Origin of the sequence: Streptomyces sp. NPDC007872, from assembly GCF_042868165.1 — a bacterium.
Lineage (GTDB): Bacteria > Actinomycetota > Actinomycetes > Streptomycetales > Streptomycetaceae > Streptomyces.
Genome location: NZ_JBIAEA010000001.1, coordinates 330,664 through 344,799 on the forward strand (window position 1 = coordinate 330,664; position 14,136 = coordinate 344,799).

Annotated in this window: 14 protein-coding genes; 9 read left to right on the plus strand and 5 right to left on the minus strand. The window is 73.6% G+C overall.

Features of this window, described 5'->3' with window-relative positions; genetic code table 11:
• The 3 genes from ACFYNX_RS01435 to ACFYNX_RS01445 form a co-directional block, all read right to left on the minus strand.
• Window positions 1-348, minus strand: a complete 348-nt coding sequence (locus tag ACFYNX_RS01435) for a VOC family protein (protein WP_388656390.1) — start codon at window positions 346-348, stop codon at window positions 1-3.
• A 96-nt stretch (window positions 349-444) separates the two neighbouring features.
• A complete protein-coding gene (locus tag ACFYNX_RS01440) occupies window positions 445-894 on the minus strand; it encodes a hypothetical protein (RefSeq protein WP_388656393.1) in 450 nt (149 codons plus the stop codon).
• Window positions 895-1,004: 110 nt separating this feature from the next.
• Entirely contained in the window at window positions 1,005-1,895 is an 891-nt protein-coding gene (locus tag ACFYNX_RS01445; RefSeq protein WP_388656396.1) for an SDR family oxidoreductase, read from the minus strand.
• Between the two features lie 314 nt (window positions 1,896-2,209).
• Between ACFYNX_RS01445 and ACFYNX_RS01450 the strand changes: the two genes are divergently transcribed.
• From ACFYNX_RS01450 to ACFYNX_RS01490, 9 genes are all read left to right on the plus strand, one after another.
• A complete protein-coding gene (locus ACFYNX_RS01450) occupies window positions 2,210-3,055 on the plus strand; it encodes an STAS domain-containing protein (protein ID WP_365540655.1) in 846 nt (281 codons plus the stop codon).
• The gene (locus tag ACFYNX_RS01455; RefSeq protein WP_062757357.1) at window positions 3,052-3,429 is read left to right on the plus strand and encodes an STAS domain-containing protein; all 378 of its coding nucleotides are present in this window, start codon (window positions 3,052-3,054) and stop codon (window positions 3,427-3,429) included. Before ACFYNX_RS01450 ends, ACFYNX_RS01455 begins: the two co-directional genes overlap by 4 nt.
• Window positions 3,426-3,848, plus strand: coding sequence for an anti-sigma regulatory factor (locus ACFYNX_RS01460; protein ID WP_388656399.1), 423 nt, complete (start codon window positions 3,426-3,428; stop codon window positions 3,846-3,848). The genes ACFYNX_RS01455 and ACFYNX_RS01460 overlap by 4 nt, the downstream gene beginning before the upstream one ends.
• A complete protein-coding gene (locus ACFYNX_RS01465; protein WP_388657794.1) occupies window positions 3,845-4,900 on the plus strand; it encodes an ATP-binding protein in 1,056 nt (351 codons plus the stop codon). The genes ACFYNX_RS01460 and ACFYNX_RS01465 overlap by 4 nt, the downstream gene beginning before the upstream one ends.
• The gene (locus tag ACFYNX_RS01470) at window positions 4,897-6,726 is read left to right on the plus strand and encodes an ATP-binding protein (RefSeq protein ID WP_388656402.1); all 1,830 of its coding nucleotides are present in this window, start codon (window positions 4,897-4,899) and stop codon (window positions 6,724-6,726) included. The genes ACFYNX_RS01465 and ACFYNX_RS01470 overlap by 4 nt, the downstream gene beginning before the upstream one ends.
• Complete coding sequence (locus ACFYNX_RS01475; RefSeq protein ID WP_388656405.1) at window positions 6,723-8,363, plus strand: SpoIIE family protein phosphatase; 1,641 nt, start codon at window positions 6,723-6,725, stop codon at window positions 8,361-8,363. The genes ACFYNX_RS01470 and ACFYNX_RS01475 overlap by 4 nt, the downstream gene beginning before the upstream one ends.
• 121 nt (window positions 8,364-8,484) lie before the next feature.
• Window positions 8,485-10,149, plus strand: coding sequence for a PP2C family protein-serine/threonine phosphatase (locus tag ACFYNX_RS01480; RefSeq protein ID WP_388656408.1), 1,665 nt, complete (start codon window positions 8,485-8,487; stop codon window positions 10,147-10,149).
• Window positions 10,146-11,225 (plus strand): B12-binding domain-containing protein, encoded by a 1,080-nt coding sequence (locus tag ACFYNX_RS01485; RefSeq protein ID WP_388656411.1) that lies wholly within the window; start codon window positions 10,146-10,148, stop codon window positions 11,223-11,225. The genes ACFYNX_RS01480 and ACFYNX_RS01485 overlap by 4 nt, the downstream gene beginning before the upstream one ends.
• Window positions 11,222-11,566, plus strand: a complete 345-nt coding sequence (locus tag ACFYNX_RS01490) for an STAS domain-containing protein (RefSeq protein ID WP_388656414.1) — start codon at window positions 11,222-11,224, stop codon at window positions 11,564-11,566. The genes ACFYNX_RS01485 and ACFYNX_RS01490 overlap by 4 nt, the downstream gene beginning before the upstream one ends.
• Window positions 11,567-11,608: 42 nt before the next feature.
• Here the strand turns inward: ACFYNX_RS01490 and ACFYNX_RS01495 are convergent, their stop codons facing one another.
• The gene (locus ACFYNX_RS01495) at window positions 11,609-11,956 is read right to left on the minus strand and encodes an STAS domain-containing protein (RefSeq protein ID WP_388656416.1); all 348 of its coding nucleotides are present in this window, start codon (window positions 11,954-11,956) and stop codon (window positions 11,609-11,611) included.
• A 121-nt stretch (window positions 11,957-12,077) separates the two neighbouring features.
• The gene (locus ACFYNX_RS01500; protein ID WP_388656419.1) at window positions 12,078-13,685 is read right to left on the minus strand and encodes a S8 family peptidase; all 1,608 of its coding nucleotides are present in this window, start codon (window positions 13,683-13,685) and stop codon (window positions 12,078-12,080) included.
• Window positions 13,686-14,136: the final 451 nt, after the last annotated feature.

Below are 14,136 nucleotides of genomic sequence, written 5' to 3' on the forward strand. Positions count from 1 at the left end.
CTACCCGTCCTCCGGCCCGCCCCCGAAGCCGATCTGGTTCCCGTCCCGGTCCTCGTACGTCACCTTGCGCACGCCGTTCGCGTAGGTCTCGCGGTCGACGGGCCTCAGTCCGCGCGCGGTGATCCCGGCGACCCGGGCGTCGAGGTCGTCGACGAAGAGCGTGTGCAGGGCGTTGCCGGCCCGTCCGGGCCGCTGCTCGATGTACACGTAGCGGTGCTCCCCGAGCTCCCAGACGGCCTCCGTGTCGTTCGGGAGGAACGCCGGCGGGGCACCGAACAGGCGCTCGTACCAGCTCAGCGCCGCCGTGTAGTCCTCCACGGGGACGCCTGCGAAGAGATCGACGGCCATGACGCCAGGATAGGACCGGCTCCTTTCCCGCGCCGCCGGGCCGTGCGCCCGGCGGCGCGGGAAGGCGCCGGGCGGGCGGGACTTTCCGGACACCCCCTAGCGCGTCTCCTCGGGGGTCGCGGTGTGGTCCCGGTGGCCGTGCGTGCGCCGCCGTTCCTTCATCTCGGCCTCGTAGAGGTGGGCCCGGCCCTCGGCGAGGGTGGCGACGGCGTCGCGTTCGGCCTTCTTGAACGGCTCGTAGTACGTCCGGTCGTAGGACTCGACCACCTGGAACGTCCAGTGGCCCGGAATGACGTTGCGGCCGAGGACCTCCCGCTCGACGAGGGCGGCCCACTCCTCGTGGCCGGCCCGTCTGAGCAGCGCCACCGCCCTGTCCAGCTCCAGGTCGGCGGTGCCGGTGAGCTGGTGGAAGGAGTACAGGTGGCCGCGGGCCCGCTCGGTGGTCTCCAGGGCCTTGGAGAGCGAGCCCAGCGCCTCCACCGTGAGGTCGCTGACGTTCTCGGGCCGCACGCGGCGCCGCTCCTGGTGGTCTTCCTCGTGGTTCATGCCGGACTCTGTGCCCCCGGTCCGGCGGGAGTACACCCGGCCGGACCGCCGGTGGTCCGGCCGGGGCAACGCGACGGGCCGGGGCACGGAGTCCGGCCGGGACCACCCGGTCAGCGGTGGCCGCCGGGCTCCGGCCCCTCCCGGGCGGCGAGGCCACCGGGCCCGAGCAGGCCGGTGGGACGCAGGGCGCCCCTTTCCTCCAGACGGGGGAGGGTCCTCGCCGAGGACCACGCGACGAGCAGCGGGAGGAAGGGACGGACGGGCTGCACGAGGCGCAGCCACGGGGGCGCGTAGACGGTGGCGGAACGGCGGCGGACCGCCTCGGCCAGCCACGAGGCCACCTTCTCCACGGGGTACACCTTGCGCGCGGGGCGCGGCATGTGGGCGCGGAGTTCCCGCAGGACGTCGTGGGCGTCCACGTCCCGCACCATGTCGGTGTCCGTCCAGTGCAGGTACGCGATGCCGACGCCGACGCCCCGGTGGGCGCACTCCGCGCGCAGCGACTGGGCGAACGACTCGGCGCCGGCCTTCGACGCGCAGTAGGCGCTCATCATGGGGGCCGATCCGAAGGCCGCGGTCGAGGCGACCTGGAGGAAGTAGCCCCGCGAGGCCAGCAGGGCGGGCAGGAACACCCTGGCCGTGGTGGCACTGCCCAGGAGGTTCACCTCGACGACCCGGTTCCACGTCCCGGGGTCGGAGGCGGTGAACGGGCCGCCCTCGGCGACGCCGGCGTTGGCGATCACGACGGAGGGCTCCCCCATGTCGTGCGTCACCCGGCGGGCCGTCCGCTCCATCAGGTCGTCGTCCGTGACGTCGACCTCGTAGCAGCGGCTCCCGGGGGGCAGCTCCCGCGCCACCCTCTCCAGGGTCTCGCTCTCCCGGCCGAGCAGGGCGATCCGCATGCCCCGGCCGGCCAGCTCCCTGGCGAGGCCGGCCCCCAGGCCGCGCGCCGCGCCCGTCACGACCGCCGTCCGTCCCCGCAGGGGGTTGTGGTGGGACATGCTCCTCCAAGCGGTGCGCCGGGTCTTCCCCGGCCCTCCCCCGCCGGTCACGGGGACCCGTCCATGGCACCACCGGACCCGGCGGGCCGCCGCCCCGGCTGCGCCGATTGCCCCACCCCCGTCCCACGGATCCGGGACGTGGCGAAAATCTCGGCGCAGGTGTGGGAACGGGAATCGGGGGCAGGTGTCGCCAGGGGTGTGGGCGTGCCGCCCCCGGTCCGTACGGAGGGTGGGAGGCACGTGAACGGCACGGGAGGCCAGTGACGTATGGTCAGCACGGATTCAGGACGGCAGGAGAAGTGAGGGGAAGGCCCATGGACAACGAGGACTCGAAGCGGTTGCTGGAACTACTGACCACGCGGCAGTCGGAACTGGTGGCGCAGTGGGAGCAGACCGTCGGAGCTTCGTTGCGGGGGCGCGTGAGCACCGCGGAGCTCGGCCGGGAGCTGGGCGAGCTCTACGACGCGATCACCGAGGCCGTCTCGCAGGGCGGTCTGTCCGGCCGCGGCGACCGGTTCGGCGTCGTGCGCAGCCTCCTCGTCGAGCTGTCGCGGACCCGGGCCCGGCAGGGGTTCACCCCGACCGAGACCGCCGTGAGCGTCTTCGCGCTCAAGGAGGTGCTCGAGCCCTTCCTCGGCGGATCCGTCGAGGACGTGCGCGCCTACCTGCAGTTCTCCCGCCTCCTGGACGACCTCGGCCTGTTCACGGTGGAGGAGTACGCCCGGACCCGCGAGGAGATCATCTCCGCGCAGTCCCAGCAGCTCCTGGAGCTGTCCACCCCCGTGGTGAAGCTGTGGGACGGGGTGGTGGGCGTGCCGCTCGTCGGGACGCTCGACTCCGCGCGCACCCAGGTGGTCATGGAGAAGCTGCTCCAGGCCCTCGTGGAGTCCAACTCCGCGCACGCGATCATCGACATCACCGGTGTGCCGGCCGTCGACACCCAGGTCGCGCAGCACCTCTTCAAGACCGTGGTCGCCGCGCGGATGATGGGTGCGGAGTGCACCATCTCCGGCATCCGGCCGCAGATCGCGCAGACCATCGTCGCCCTGGGCATCGAGTTCGGCGACATCCCCACGAAGGCGACCCTGGCCGACGCCCTGCGCCACGCGCTCGTGGAGATCGACAAGGCCACCGCGACCCGTCCGGCGGGCCTGCTGTGAGCGACCGCGTACCCGTCCTGAAGATCGGCGACATCCTCCTGGTCTCGATCCAGGTGGACCTCGAGGACCAGATGGTGCTCGACCTCCAGGACGACCTCTCCCAGCAGATCGTCGCGACCGGTGCCCGGGGCGTGGTCATCGACATCTCGGCCCTGGAGATCGTCGACTCGTTCGTCGGCCGCATGCTGGCCACCACGGCCGCCATCTCCCGCGTCCTCGGCGCGGAGACGGTCGTCGTCGGCATGCGCCCGGCCGTCGCCATGACGCTGGTGGAGCTCGGCCTGTCGCTGGGCGGCGTCCGCACGGCGCTCAATCTGGAACTCGGGCTGGGCTATCTGCGGCGGGCGCAGGACACACCTCCGGCACGCCCGTGAAGGAGTACCCGGCCGACGAGGCCTCCCGCGAGGAAGTGGAGATCCGGTCCAGCGGCGACGTCGTCAAGGCCCGCCAGGCGGTGCGCGTCCTCGCCCAGCAGGCCGGCCTGTCGCTGGTCAACCAGACCAAGCTGGTCACGGCCGCCAGTGAGCTGGGCCGCAACACCCTCATCTACGGAGGGGGCGGCACGGCGCGTGCGGCCATCGTCCGCGACATGGCGCGCGTCGGCGTCTGGGTGAGCTTCTCGGACACCGGCCCGGGCATCCCGGACATCGAGCAGGCGCTGACCGACGGCTGGACGTCGGGCAGCGGGATGGGTCTCGGCCTCAGCGGCGCGCGGCGCCTGGTCGACGAGTTCGAGCTGGATTCGGCGCCCGGCGCCGGAACGACGGTGACGGTGCTGAAGTGGGCGCGGTGAACCCGGTGTCCGGTTACGAGATCGAGGCCGAGGACGTCGTGTGGCTGCGCCTCGACGTCGCCGTGGCCGCGGCCGCCCGGCGGGAGGCGGCGCGCCTTGCCCGGCGCATCGGCATGGATCCGGTCCGCGGGGCGGAGATCGAGATCGCCGTGACGGAGGCGGCCACCAATCTGCAGAAGCACGTCCAGGACGGCGCCCTGGCCCTGCGGGTGACCACCCTCCGGGGCCGCGCCGCCCTCGAGCTCCTCTCCCTGGACAGCGGCCCGGGCATGGCCGACGTGGGCAGCGCGCTCACGGACGGCGTGTCCGGCAGCGGCACCCTGGGCGTGGGCATGGGGGCGATCGCGCGGTTCGCCGACGTCTTCGACGTCCACTCCCTGCCCGGCCGGGGCACGGCCCTGCTCGCGCGGTTCTGGTCGGGGGACGGCCCCGGTCCGCTCCCCGGGGCCGACGAGCCCGAGGTCGCCGGTCTGACCCGCCCGATCAGCGGCGAGGAGGTCTGCGGGGACACCTGGGCCGCGCGCACCGAGCACGGCCCCGACGGGGCGCGGGCGGTCACGGTGATGATGTGCGACGGGCTGGGTCACGGCCCGCTGGCGGCGCTCGCCGGCGAGCGCGCCCGGGCCGCCTTCCGGACGGGCCCCCACGGGAGCCCCCAGGACGTCGTCCGGGTCCTCCACACCGAGCTGCGGGGCAGCCGGGGCGCGGCGGTCACGGTCGCCCGGGCCGACTTCTCCCGGGGGACCGTCGAGCACTGCGGGGTCGGCAACATCAGCGCCTTCGTCGTCGGCGGCGAGAAGCGGAGCACCCTGCTGTCCCTCCCCGGGATCGTGGGCCACCAGATGCCCGCGCTGCGGACCTTCCGGACCGCCCTGGATCCCGGCGCGGTCCTCGTCCTGCACTCCGACGGCCTGAGCGACCGCTGGTCGCCGACCGGTCTCCCGGGCCTGTTCGCCCGGCAGCCGGCCCTCGTCGCGGCCCAGCTCCTCGGGCAGGCCGGGGTGCGCCGCGACGACGCCGGCGTCGTCGTCGCGCGGGCGGCCCGCGGATGAGTCGGACGCACTCCGACAGCCTCTGCGTCCTTCCGCTGGCCGTCGAACGGGACGGGTTTGAACTGCGCAGGCGCGGACAGTTGGTGTGCCGGGCCCTGGGCCTGGAGGGGCACGAACTGGTGCGAGTGGTGACGGTACTGAGCGAGGTGGGACGTGATCTCCTGGGAGCCCCGGGGCTCCGCGTGGACCTGCACGTGGCGAGCTCCCTCCGGGAGGCCGCCCTCTTCCGTGCCCGTTTCACCTGGAGCGGCCCCCGTGTCCCCGGCCGGGACGCGCTCGACGCCGCCGAGCGGCTCCTGGACCACTGCTGCTACACCGCGTCGTCCGGAGAGCACGCGTTGACGGTCGGGCAGCGGCTGCCCGCCTCCCCCGGGCTCCCCGGGGAGAGGGCGGAGCGCGCCCGTACGGCGCTCCACGACTCGGGAGACCTCAGCATGGGCGAGGAGCTGCGGACCCAGAACCGCCAGCTCCTCCAGGCCCTGGAGGAGTCGCGGGCCCAGCAGGAGGAGCTGCAGCGGCTGAACGCCGAGCTGGAGGAGACCAACAAGGGGGTGGTGGCCCTCTACAGCGAGCTGTCCGCGGAGCTGGAGGAGACGAACACCGGCGTGGTGGCCCTCTACGCCGAGCTGGAGGACAAGTCCCGCCAGCTCCGTCTGGCGAGCGAGGCCAAGACCCGCTTCTGGGCCAACGTGAGCCACGAGCTGCGGGCCCCGGTCAACTCGGTCATCGCCCTGGCCCGCCTGCTGCTCGCGCCCGACGCCGATCCGCTGACCGACGAGCAGCGCCAGCAGATGTCCCTGATCGCCGGCTCCGGCAGCACGCTCCTGGCCCTGGTCGAGGAACTCCTGGACGTGGCCAAGGCCGAGTCGGGACGCCTCGAACCCCATCTGGTCCCCACCGACCTGCGGACCCTGCTGCACCAGTTGCGCGGCACGCTGCGGAGCATGGCCCGCGACGGGGTGCGGCTCGACATACCCGACGTGGAGGACGTGCCGGAACTCGTCACCGACGAGGTCATGCTCACGCGCGTCCTGCGCAACGTCCTGTCCAACGGCCTGAAGTTCACCACGGCCGGCGAGGTCCGCCTCGCGGTCGCGGTCGAGGACCGGGCCGGACGGCCCTGGTTCGTCTTCACCACCACCGACACGGGCATCGGGATCCCCCAGGACCAGCAGGACCGCGTCTTCGAGGAGTTCTACCAGGTCCTGGGCACCCACCAGCGGGGGCAGCCGGGCACCGGCCTGGGCCTGCCCTACGCCCGCAGGCTGACCAGCCTGCTGGGCGGCGTCCTCACGCTGACCAGCGAACCGGGCGCGGGGACGGCGGTGCGGGTGGAGATCCCGGCCCGTCACGACCTCACCGCCCCGGACGCGCCGCAGCCCGGGGCCGACGGCGTCCGGACGGGGTCGCTGGTCGTCGTGGACGACGACCGGACGTTCATCGAGCTGCTCCGGCCGGTCCTGGACCGGGTCGCGCGGAAGGTGACGGAGGTGTCGGTCAGCTCGCGGGCCGTCGACGTCATCCGCGCGGAGCGGCCCGACGCGGTCCTGATCGACCTGGCGATGCCGGCCCCCGACGGGTACGTGCTCCTCCAGGCCCTGGCCCGCGACCCGGAGACCGCGCACATCCCGGTCGTGGTCCTCACCTCGACCGACCCCGGTGATGTGGACCGCTCCCGTCTCACCCACGCGCGGGCCGTCCTGGGCAAGACGCACCTGACGCCCGAACGCATCTCCCTGGCCCTGGCCCTCGACCCGGCCGGGCCCGACCGCACCCCTCCGGCGGAGGCCGGTGAGCAGCACACGTCCGCAGGAGCCACGCCGTGATCGCAGGCCCGTCCCCTTCCGACCACTCGCCCGCGCGCGTCCTGGTCGTGGACGACAACCCGACCAACCGCTACGTCCTGAGGACCACGCTGTCCCGCGCGGGCCACACCGTCGTGGAGGCGGAGGACGGCACCGGGGCGCTCGCGCTGCTCAAGGACGCCGAGACCCTGCCGGAGGTGGCCGTCATCGACGTGCGGCTGCCCGACATGACCGGTTTCGAGGTCTGTGAGCGCATCAAGGCCGATCCCGCGACGGCGGCCCTCCCCGTCCTGCACGTCTCGGCGTCCGCCATCACCGTCGACGACCGCACCCAGGGACTCAACCGCGGGGCGGACGCCTATCTGACGGAGCCCATCGCCCCGGACGAGCTCCTCGCCACCGTGACGGCCACCCTGCGCTACGCGCGGGCGCGCCGCCGGGCCGAGCGCCTCGCGGACCGCCTGCTGCACCTGAACGAGGCGACCCTGCTCCTCTACAGCGCGGACAGCGCCGCCGGGGTCGCCCGTGCGGCCGCCCGGGGCGCGGCGATCGTCCTGGGGGCGCCCGCCGTGGCGTCGATCATCTCCCCGCACGGGGAGCCGGCCTCGGCGGCCGGCGGCGGCGCGGGCGGGCAGGCCTCCTCCGACAACGTCGTCGACGTGCGGCTCGACGCCCGGGACCTGTCTCCGTACCACGAGTTCGGAGACCGCACCGGGGCGCGGCTGGTCACGGTCCACGCCCACGAGTGGCCCGGTTTCCCGCAGGGGTTCGCGCCCCGCGACAGGATCGCCGTGGCCGTGACGCGCGCCAAGCCCGGCCGGCAGCCGGTGTGCCTCGCGGTCCCCGCGGAGGCGGTCTCGACCCCCGACGACGAGCAGCTCCTGACCCAACTGGCCCAGGCGTGCGCCCTCGCCCTGGAGGCCCTGCGGAGCTACACCGAGGAGCACGACCTGGCGCTGACCCTCCAGCGGAGCTTCCTGCCGGAGACGCTGCCCGACTCGCACCTCGCCGACCTCGCGGTGCGCTACCTGCCCGCCAGCGACCACGCGGAGATCGGCGGGGACTTCTACGAGGCCCTTCCCACCCGGGGAGGCCTCCTGCTCGCCGTCGGCGACGTCGCGGGGCACTCCCTCGACGCCGCCATGCTCATGGGGCAGGTCCGGCACGCCCTGCGCGCCTACGCCATCGAGGGCCACCCGCCCCACGACATCCTCGGGCGCCTCGACCACCTGCTGGCGGCCGTCCGGGCGCGGTTGACCCTCACCCTGTGCATCGTCTTCATCGACGAGGCGACCGGTCTGCTGCACATCGCCAACGCCGGCCACCTGCCGCCGCTGCTGCGCACCCCCGACGGGAACGTGCGTTCGCTGGATGAGCACGGGCCGCTCCTGGGCATAGGCCTCCCCCACCCGGTGAGCACCGCGGTGGAGGCCCCGCCCGGCTCGATCCTCGTCATGACCACCGACGGGCTGATCGAACGCCGCCACGAGCACCTGGGGCTCTCCCTCGAACGCATGGAGTCCGTCCTCGGCGGCCTCCCGGCGGACGTGGAGGAGATCTGCGACGGGCTCCTGGAGGCGTTCCCGCCCAACGGGGAGGACGACATCGCGCTGATGGCGGTGCGCATGACCGGTGTGCCACGTTCCCTCACTTTGTGAGGCTTGTATGTGCATATGCGGCACGGGTTGCGAGGGCGGGGGCGGGTACGAGACGGTTGCCCCAGGACAACTGTCGTCCCTGTAGGAAGGTGGTGAGGCGCGCGCCCGCGTGCCTCCTTCTGTGTCTGCTCCCCGCGGTTCCTCCGCCCGTCCGTCCGGTGCCGGCCTCCAGGTCGGCGCCTCGTGGATCGAGGCCCCCTATCCCGTACTGGTCGTGGACCGGCACGGCGGTCTCGTACGGATCAACGAGGCCGCCCGGCTCCTCCTGCCCGACGCCGCGAGCGGCGACTGGCTGCACGAACGGGTGCCGTCCTGGCTGGCGGACGCCCACCGGCGCATCTGTGACGGACTGTCGGCCCCCGGGTCCGGGCCGCTGACCGGACGCATCCGCGACCGCCTCATGGAGGCGCACCCCACGACCGGCGACGACGGCGACGTGGTCTGGTGGCTGGTCGACGAGACCGATCGCCGCTTCGCCGAGACGGCCCTGGCCGACGTACGGACACGGTCCGGGATCCTCGCCGAGGTCTCCGGCTCGCTCCTGTCCACACTGAACGTGGGGCGCTGCATGGAGATGGCCGCCTCGATGGCCGCGGAGCACCTCGCCGAGGCCGCCGTGCTCGTGGCGCCGCCCCAGGGCCGGCGCCACCCGCTGACCTTCGCCCGCCGGGGCGGCCCCGTCACGCAGACCGTCCGGCAGGTCGACGTCTCCGCCGTACCGGGTCTCGCCGAGGCCCTGCAGGGCTTCCCGCCCGTGCCGGCCCGCTGGATCGACCCCGCCGACCTCCCCGACTGGGTGGTCCCCGAGGGCTTCGCCTCGCCGGTCGGTTCCGTCATCGTCACGCCCCTCCCCGGCCACGGGGTGCCCGCCGGAGCTCTCATCCTGCTGCGCTCCAGCACCGAACGGGCCTTCAGCGAGAACGAGGAGGTCTTCGCGCGCCTGTTCGCCGCGCGGGCCGGGGCCGCCCTGTCCGCGGCCCGCCTCTACACCGAGCAGGCCGCCGTCACCGCCACGCTGATGCGCGAACTGCTGCCGCCGGCGCTGCACCACGTCCACGGGGTGGAGTACGCCGGCGGCTACCGCGCCTCGAAGGACCACGAACGGGTCGGCGGGGACTTCTACGACGTCCACCCCGGCGCCGACCCCTCCCGGGAGACCCTCGTCGTCCTGGGCGACGTCGCGGGCAAGGGCCTGGACGCGGCGGTCCTGACCGGCAAGATCCGCAACACCCTGCACGCCCTGCTCCCCCTGGCCGAGGACCACCAGCGGGTCCTGAACCTGCTCAACGGCGCACTGCTCTCCTCGCACCACACCCGCTTCGCCACCCTCGTCCTCGTCTCCGTGCACCACCGGGACGGCCGGGCGCTGCTGCGCCTGACCAGCGCCGGGCACCTCCCGCCGCTCCTCGCCCGCGCCGACGGCACGGTGGAGGAGATCGCCACCCGCGGCACCCTGGTCGGCGCGCTGCCGACCGTCGAGGCCCGTACGGTGGAGACCGTGCTCGCCCCCGGGGAGACGTGCCTGCTCTACACCGACGGCATCGTCGAGGCGCGGGGCGGTCCCCTCGGGGACGAGTTCCTGGGCACGGAACGCCTGAAGAGGGCCCTGGCGGAGTGTGCGGGCATGCAGGCGGAGGCGGTCGTGGAGCGGATACAGATGCTGGCCGCCCAATGGCTCCACGAAGGGCGCCACGACGACATGGCCGTCGTGGCGATCACCGCCCCCAGGACCTCGTCGCTCACCACGGGCGACGGGTACGGCCGGTACGGCGGGAGGAACACGTGAGACAGGCCACCGCGACGGACACGGTGGTGGAACGGCTGTGGAGGGCAGCGGTGGAGGGCGACGAGCCCGCCGCCGCCTCGGTCGTCCACGAGGCACTCGACACGGGCGTGCCGGAGGAGACCCTGCTCCTCGACGTGCTCGCGCCGGTCCAGGCGAAGGTCGGCGTCGAATGGGCCGCCGACCGCATCACCGTGGCACAGGAGCACGCCGTCACCGCCATCAACGAGCGCATCGTCGCCTCCCTGGCGCACCGCCGCACGCGCGGCCGCGCCATGTCCTCACGGGGCCGCGTCACGATCAGTTGCGTCGACGGCGAGTGGCACGCCTTCCCCGCCCGCCTCGTCGCGGAGGTCCTCTCCCTGCACGGGTGGCGGGTCGACTACCTGGGGGCGCAGACCCCGACCCCGCACCTGGTCGCCCATCTGCACCAGAGCAACCCCGACGCCGTCCTGCTGTCCGGGTCGATCCCGACCCACCTGCCGACCGCCCACGCCGCCATCACCGCCTGCCAGGCCGTGGGCGTCCCGGTCCTGACGGGCGGGCGCGCCTTCGGCCCCGACGGCCGGTACGCGCGCACGCTGCGCGCCGACCGGTGGGCGCCCGACGCGCGCGGCGCGCTCGCGGTCCTGGACGAGGGCCTGCCCAGGCCGGACGCGTCGGCCGGCCGGCAGGCGGTGGACGACCTGCCGCACCTGGCCGACCAGGAGTACACGATGGTGGCCCGCGCCCGGCACCGCCTGGTCAGGCAGACCCTGGCCGGTCTGGAGGACCGGTTCCCCCCGATGCGCGCCTACGACGACCTCGAGCGCGAGCGCACGGCGGAGGACATCGCGCACATCGTCGGGTTCCTGGCCACCGCCCTCTACGTGGACGACCCCGAGCTGTTCACCACGTTCCTCACCTGGACCGCCGACGTCCTCGGGGCCCGCCACGTCCCCACCCGTTCCCTCGTGGCCGGCCTGGACGTCCTGGCCGGGCAACTGCGTGACTTCCCCCGCGCGACGCACGCGATCGAGCGGGGAGCGGCGGCCCTGGCCGAGCACGCCGCCCGTTCCGTCCCCGGCCCCCGCTCATGAACGACTTCACCTCCACCGAATTCGCCCTCGACCTCGTCCGGAAGTCCGACTCGCTGTACGTGCGCGTGAGCGGGGACTTCGACTACGACACCTGCGACGAGCTGGTCGAGGCGGTCACCGGGAGCCTGACGGGCGACGGACCGCCGCCCCGGGGCATACGCCTCGACTTCGGCGGTCTGACGTACATCGACTCCTCGGGCCTGTCCGCCCTGCTGCTCGTCCACCGCCGGGCCAGTGCGCTCGGGGCCACCCTGTTCCTGGACAACCGTCCGGACTTCCTGGAGCGCATGCTCCAGATCACCAACGTGCTGGACCACCTGACCGGTCCGCCGCCCGGCTGACCGGCGCGGGCGGCGCCCCTCCCCTGCCGCGGACCGCGGGCCTCAGCTCGCCGGGGAGGGGCCGGTGCTGACGATCCGGAAGTGGTCGAGGGTCCCGCTGACGTCCAGGAGCCGCCGCACCGCGGAGTGGAGGGGCCCGATCAGCACCAGTTCGCGCCCGTCCGCCAGGTGGCGGCGCCGGGCGTCGAGCAGGGCGTTGAGGAGCATGCTGTCGGCGAACGTCACCCGGGAGAGGTCCACCGCCGTCATCGGGGAGGCCGCCTCGCCGGCCGCCACCCAGGCGGCCTCGACGTCTTCCGCGTCGTCATGATCCATCTCACCGCGCATCGTGATCAGGAAGACCTGCTCGTGCCGGGTGAGGTGCACTTTTCCCTCGGGGACCGCATACATGGCGTCATCCTCACATCGGCGGACGCCGCCGCGCCAGCCGCCCCCGGTCCGGCGGGACGGCCCGCACCCCCCGGAGCGGTTCTGCTCCGGGGGGTGCGGGGTGATGCGGGGAGGCGCGAGGTCAGAACTGGAGCGACCAGGCGTTGACGTAACCGGTGTCGTTGACCCAGTTGTCGGTGACGCGGAGCTTCCAGGTGCCGTTGGCGGTCTTGCCGGAGGCGTTGACCGTGAACGTGCCCTGGACGTTGTCGGCGCCGTCGGAGGAGTCGTAGTTCTTGAGGACGAACACGCCGCCGTCGGGGGCGACCAGTTCGACCTTCAGGTCGCCGCGGAAGGTGTGGCGGATGTCGACGGTGACGGCCAGGTTCGCGGGGGCGTTGCCGGTGACGCCGGAGACGGTGACCGGCGACTCGACGGTGGCGTTGTCACGGATCTGGACGTCGTCGGTGTTCTCGAACTTGCTGCCGGTGGGCGGCGGGGTGGTGCTGCCGGTGCCGGTGTAGAGGAGCTTGTTCGGGGAGCCGGTGCGGGGGTCGGTGACCTTGCCGGAGGTGGCGTCGGCGACCAGCTTGTCGCGGACCTGGGCCGGGGTCCAGGTCGGGTTGGCGGCCAGGAGCAGGGCGGCCGCGCCGGCGACGTGCGGGGACGCCATGGACGTGCCGCTCATCGACTGGGAGGCGGTGTCGCCGGAGTTGGACGTGGAGACGATGCTGTCGCCGGGGGCGAAGATGTCCAGGCAGGAGCCGTAGTTGGAGCCCTGGCCGTTGGACCAGCCGGTGGCGCGGGCGTCGCGGCTGTTGGTGGCGCCGACCGTGATGGCGGACGGGGTGGAGGAGGGCGAGTAGGAACACGAGTCGGCGTTGTTGTTGCCCGCCGCCACGACCCAGGTGACGCCGGAGGCGATGGAGGCCGCCACCGCGTCGTTGACGGACTGGGTCTTGCCGCCGCCGATGCTCATGTTGGCCACGGCCGGCTTCGCCGCGTTCTTGGTGACCCAGTCGATGCCCGCGAGGACCGGGGCCCAGGTGTCGCCGGAGGTGCCCTGGCAGTTCAGCACCCGGACGCCGATCAGCTTGACGCCCTTGGCGACGCCGTACGAGCCGCCGCCGACGGTGCCGGCGACGTGGGTGCCGTGGCCCTGGCAGTCGGAGGCGTTGGAGTCGTTGTCGATGAAGTCGTAGCCGCTGACCGCGCGGCCGCCGAAGTCGCGGTGGCTCATGCGGATGCCGGTGTCCACGATGTACGCGTTCACGTTGGAGGCGGTGGTGGAGTACGCGTAGCTCTTGTCGACCGGCAGGTCGCGCTGGTCGACGCGGTCCAGGCCCCAGGAGGGCGGGTTGGGCTGGGTGTCGACGGCGTACGCCACCGCGTCGGCCTCCACCCGGGCCACCGACGGGTCGGCGGCCAGCTCCTTCGCCTCGCTCTCCGTCAGCTTCGCCGCGAAGCCGCGCAGGGCGGCGGTGTAGGTGTAGCGCAGGCTGCCCGCGTGGCGCTTGGTCAGGGCCTTCGCGGAGGCGGGCACGTCGGCGCGGGCGACCGAGTCCTTGAAGGTGACGATGTAGGAGCCTTCGACCGCGCCGGGGCGGTCCGCGCCGACGATGCGGCCCTCGCCGCCGCCCGGCGGTACGGGGGCGGCCGTGGCCCCGGCGGTCGAGGCAGCCCCGGCGAGCAGGGCGGCACTGGCGCCGACGGCGAGCAGGCGCCGGAGGACGCGAGCGTCGAACTCCATGGTTTCTCCCTTGAGAGGTGTCCGGGCCCGGCTCGGGCCCGGAGGGGGGACACCCGTCGCCCCGGTGGGCTCCGGACACGCTCCGTCGGTGGTGGGAGGCGCGTGTCCGGAGGTCGGCCGCCGGATCGCCGGGACACGATCCTGTCGGGATCATGACAATCGCCCGGACGGGGCGGCCGTGCGGGCGCCTTCGGGTGCCGGCGCCCACGGCGGTGGGGTGTGGGGTGGTGCGTCGCACGGAGTCGACCCCGTGCGACACGGATCCGGCCACGCCGGACGACCGCGTGGGGTGCGGCCGTCCCCGTACCTCCGCAGGCTGGGGGCCGCGGGGTGCGGAACGGCGTCGCCGGACCGCCCAGAGCTTCGGCCGGGCGGGGGGAATCCCGCAATCCGTAGCGCTACCCAAAGAGTGGGAGCGGGCGGGCGGGAGGGACCGCCCGCATTCCGTAGG

What these genes read in the sequence shown, in the direction of transcription:
- ACFYNX_RS01495 (WP_388656416.1), bottom strand. Translation starts at nt 11,956, where the DNA reads ATGTATGCGGTCCCCGAGGGAAAAGTGCACCTCACCCGGCACGAGCAG.
- ACFYNX_RS01435 (WP_388656390.1), bottom strand. Translation starts at nt 348, where the DNA reads ATGGCCGTCGATCTCTTCGCAGGCGTCCCCGTGGAGGACTACACGGCG.
- ACFYNX_RS01490 (WP_388656414.1), top strand. Translation starts at nt 11,222, where the DNA reads ATGAACGACTTCACCTCCACCGAATTCGCCCTCGACCTCGTCCGGAAG.
- ACFYNX_RS01470 (WP_388656402.1), top strand. Translation starts at nt 4,897, where the DNA reads ATGAGTCGGACGCACTCCGACAGCCTCTGCGTCCTTCCGCTGGCCGTC.
- ACFYNX_RS01500 (WP_388656419.1), bottom strand. Translation starts at nt 13,685, where the DNA reads ATGGAGTTCGACGCTCGCGTCCTCCGGCGCCTGCTCGCCGTCGGCGCC.
- ACFYNX_RS01440 (WP_388656393.1), bottom strand. Translation starts at nt 894, where the DNA reads ATGAACCACGAGGAAGACCACCAGGAGCGGCGCCGCGTGCGGCCCGAG.
- ACFYNX_RS01450 (WP_365540655.1), top strand. Translation starts at nt 2,210, where the DNA reads ATGGACAACGAGGACTCGAAGCGGTTGCTGGAACTACTGACCACGCGG.
- ACFYNX_RS01445 (WP_388656396.1), bottom strand. Translation starts at nt 1,895, where the DNA reads ATGTCCCACCACAACCCCCTGCGGGGACGGACGGCGGTCGTGACGGGC.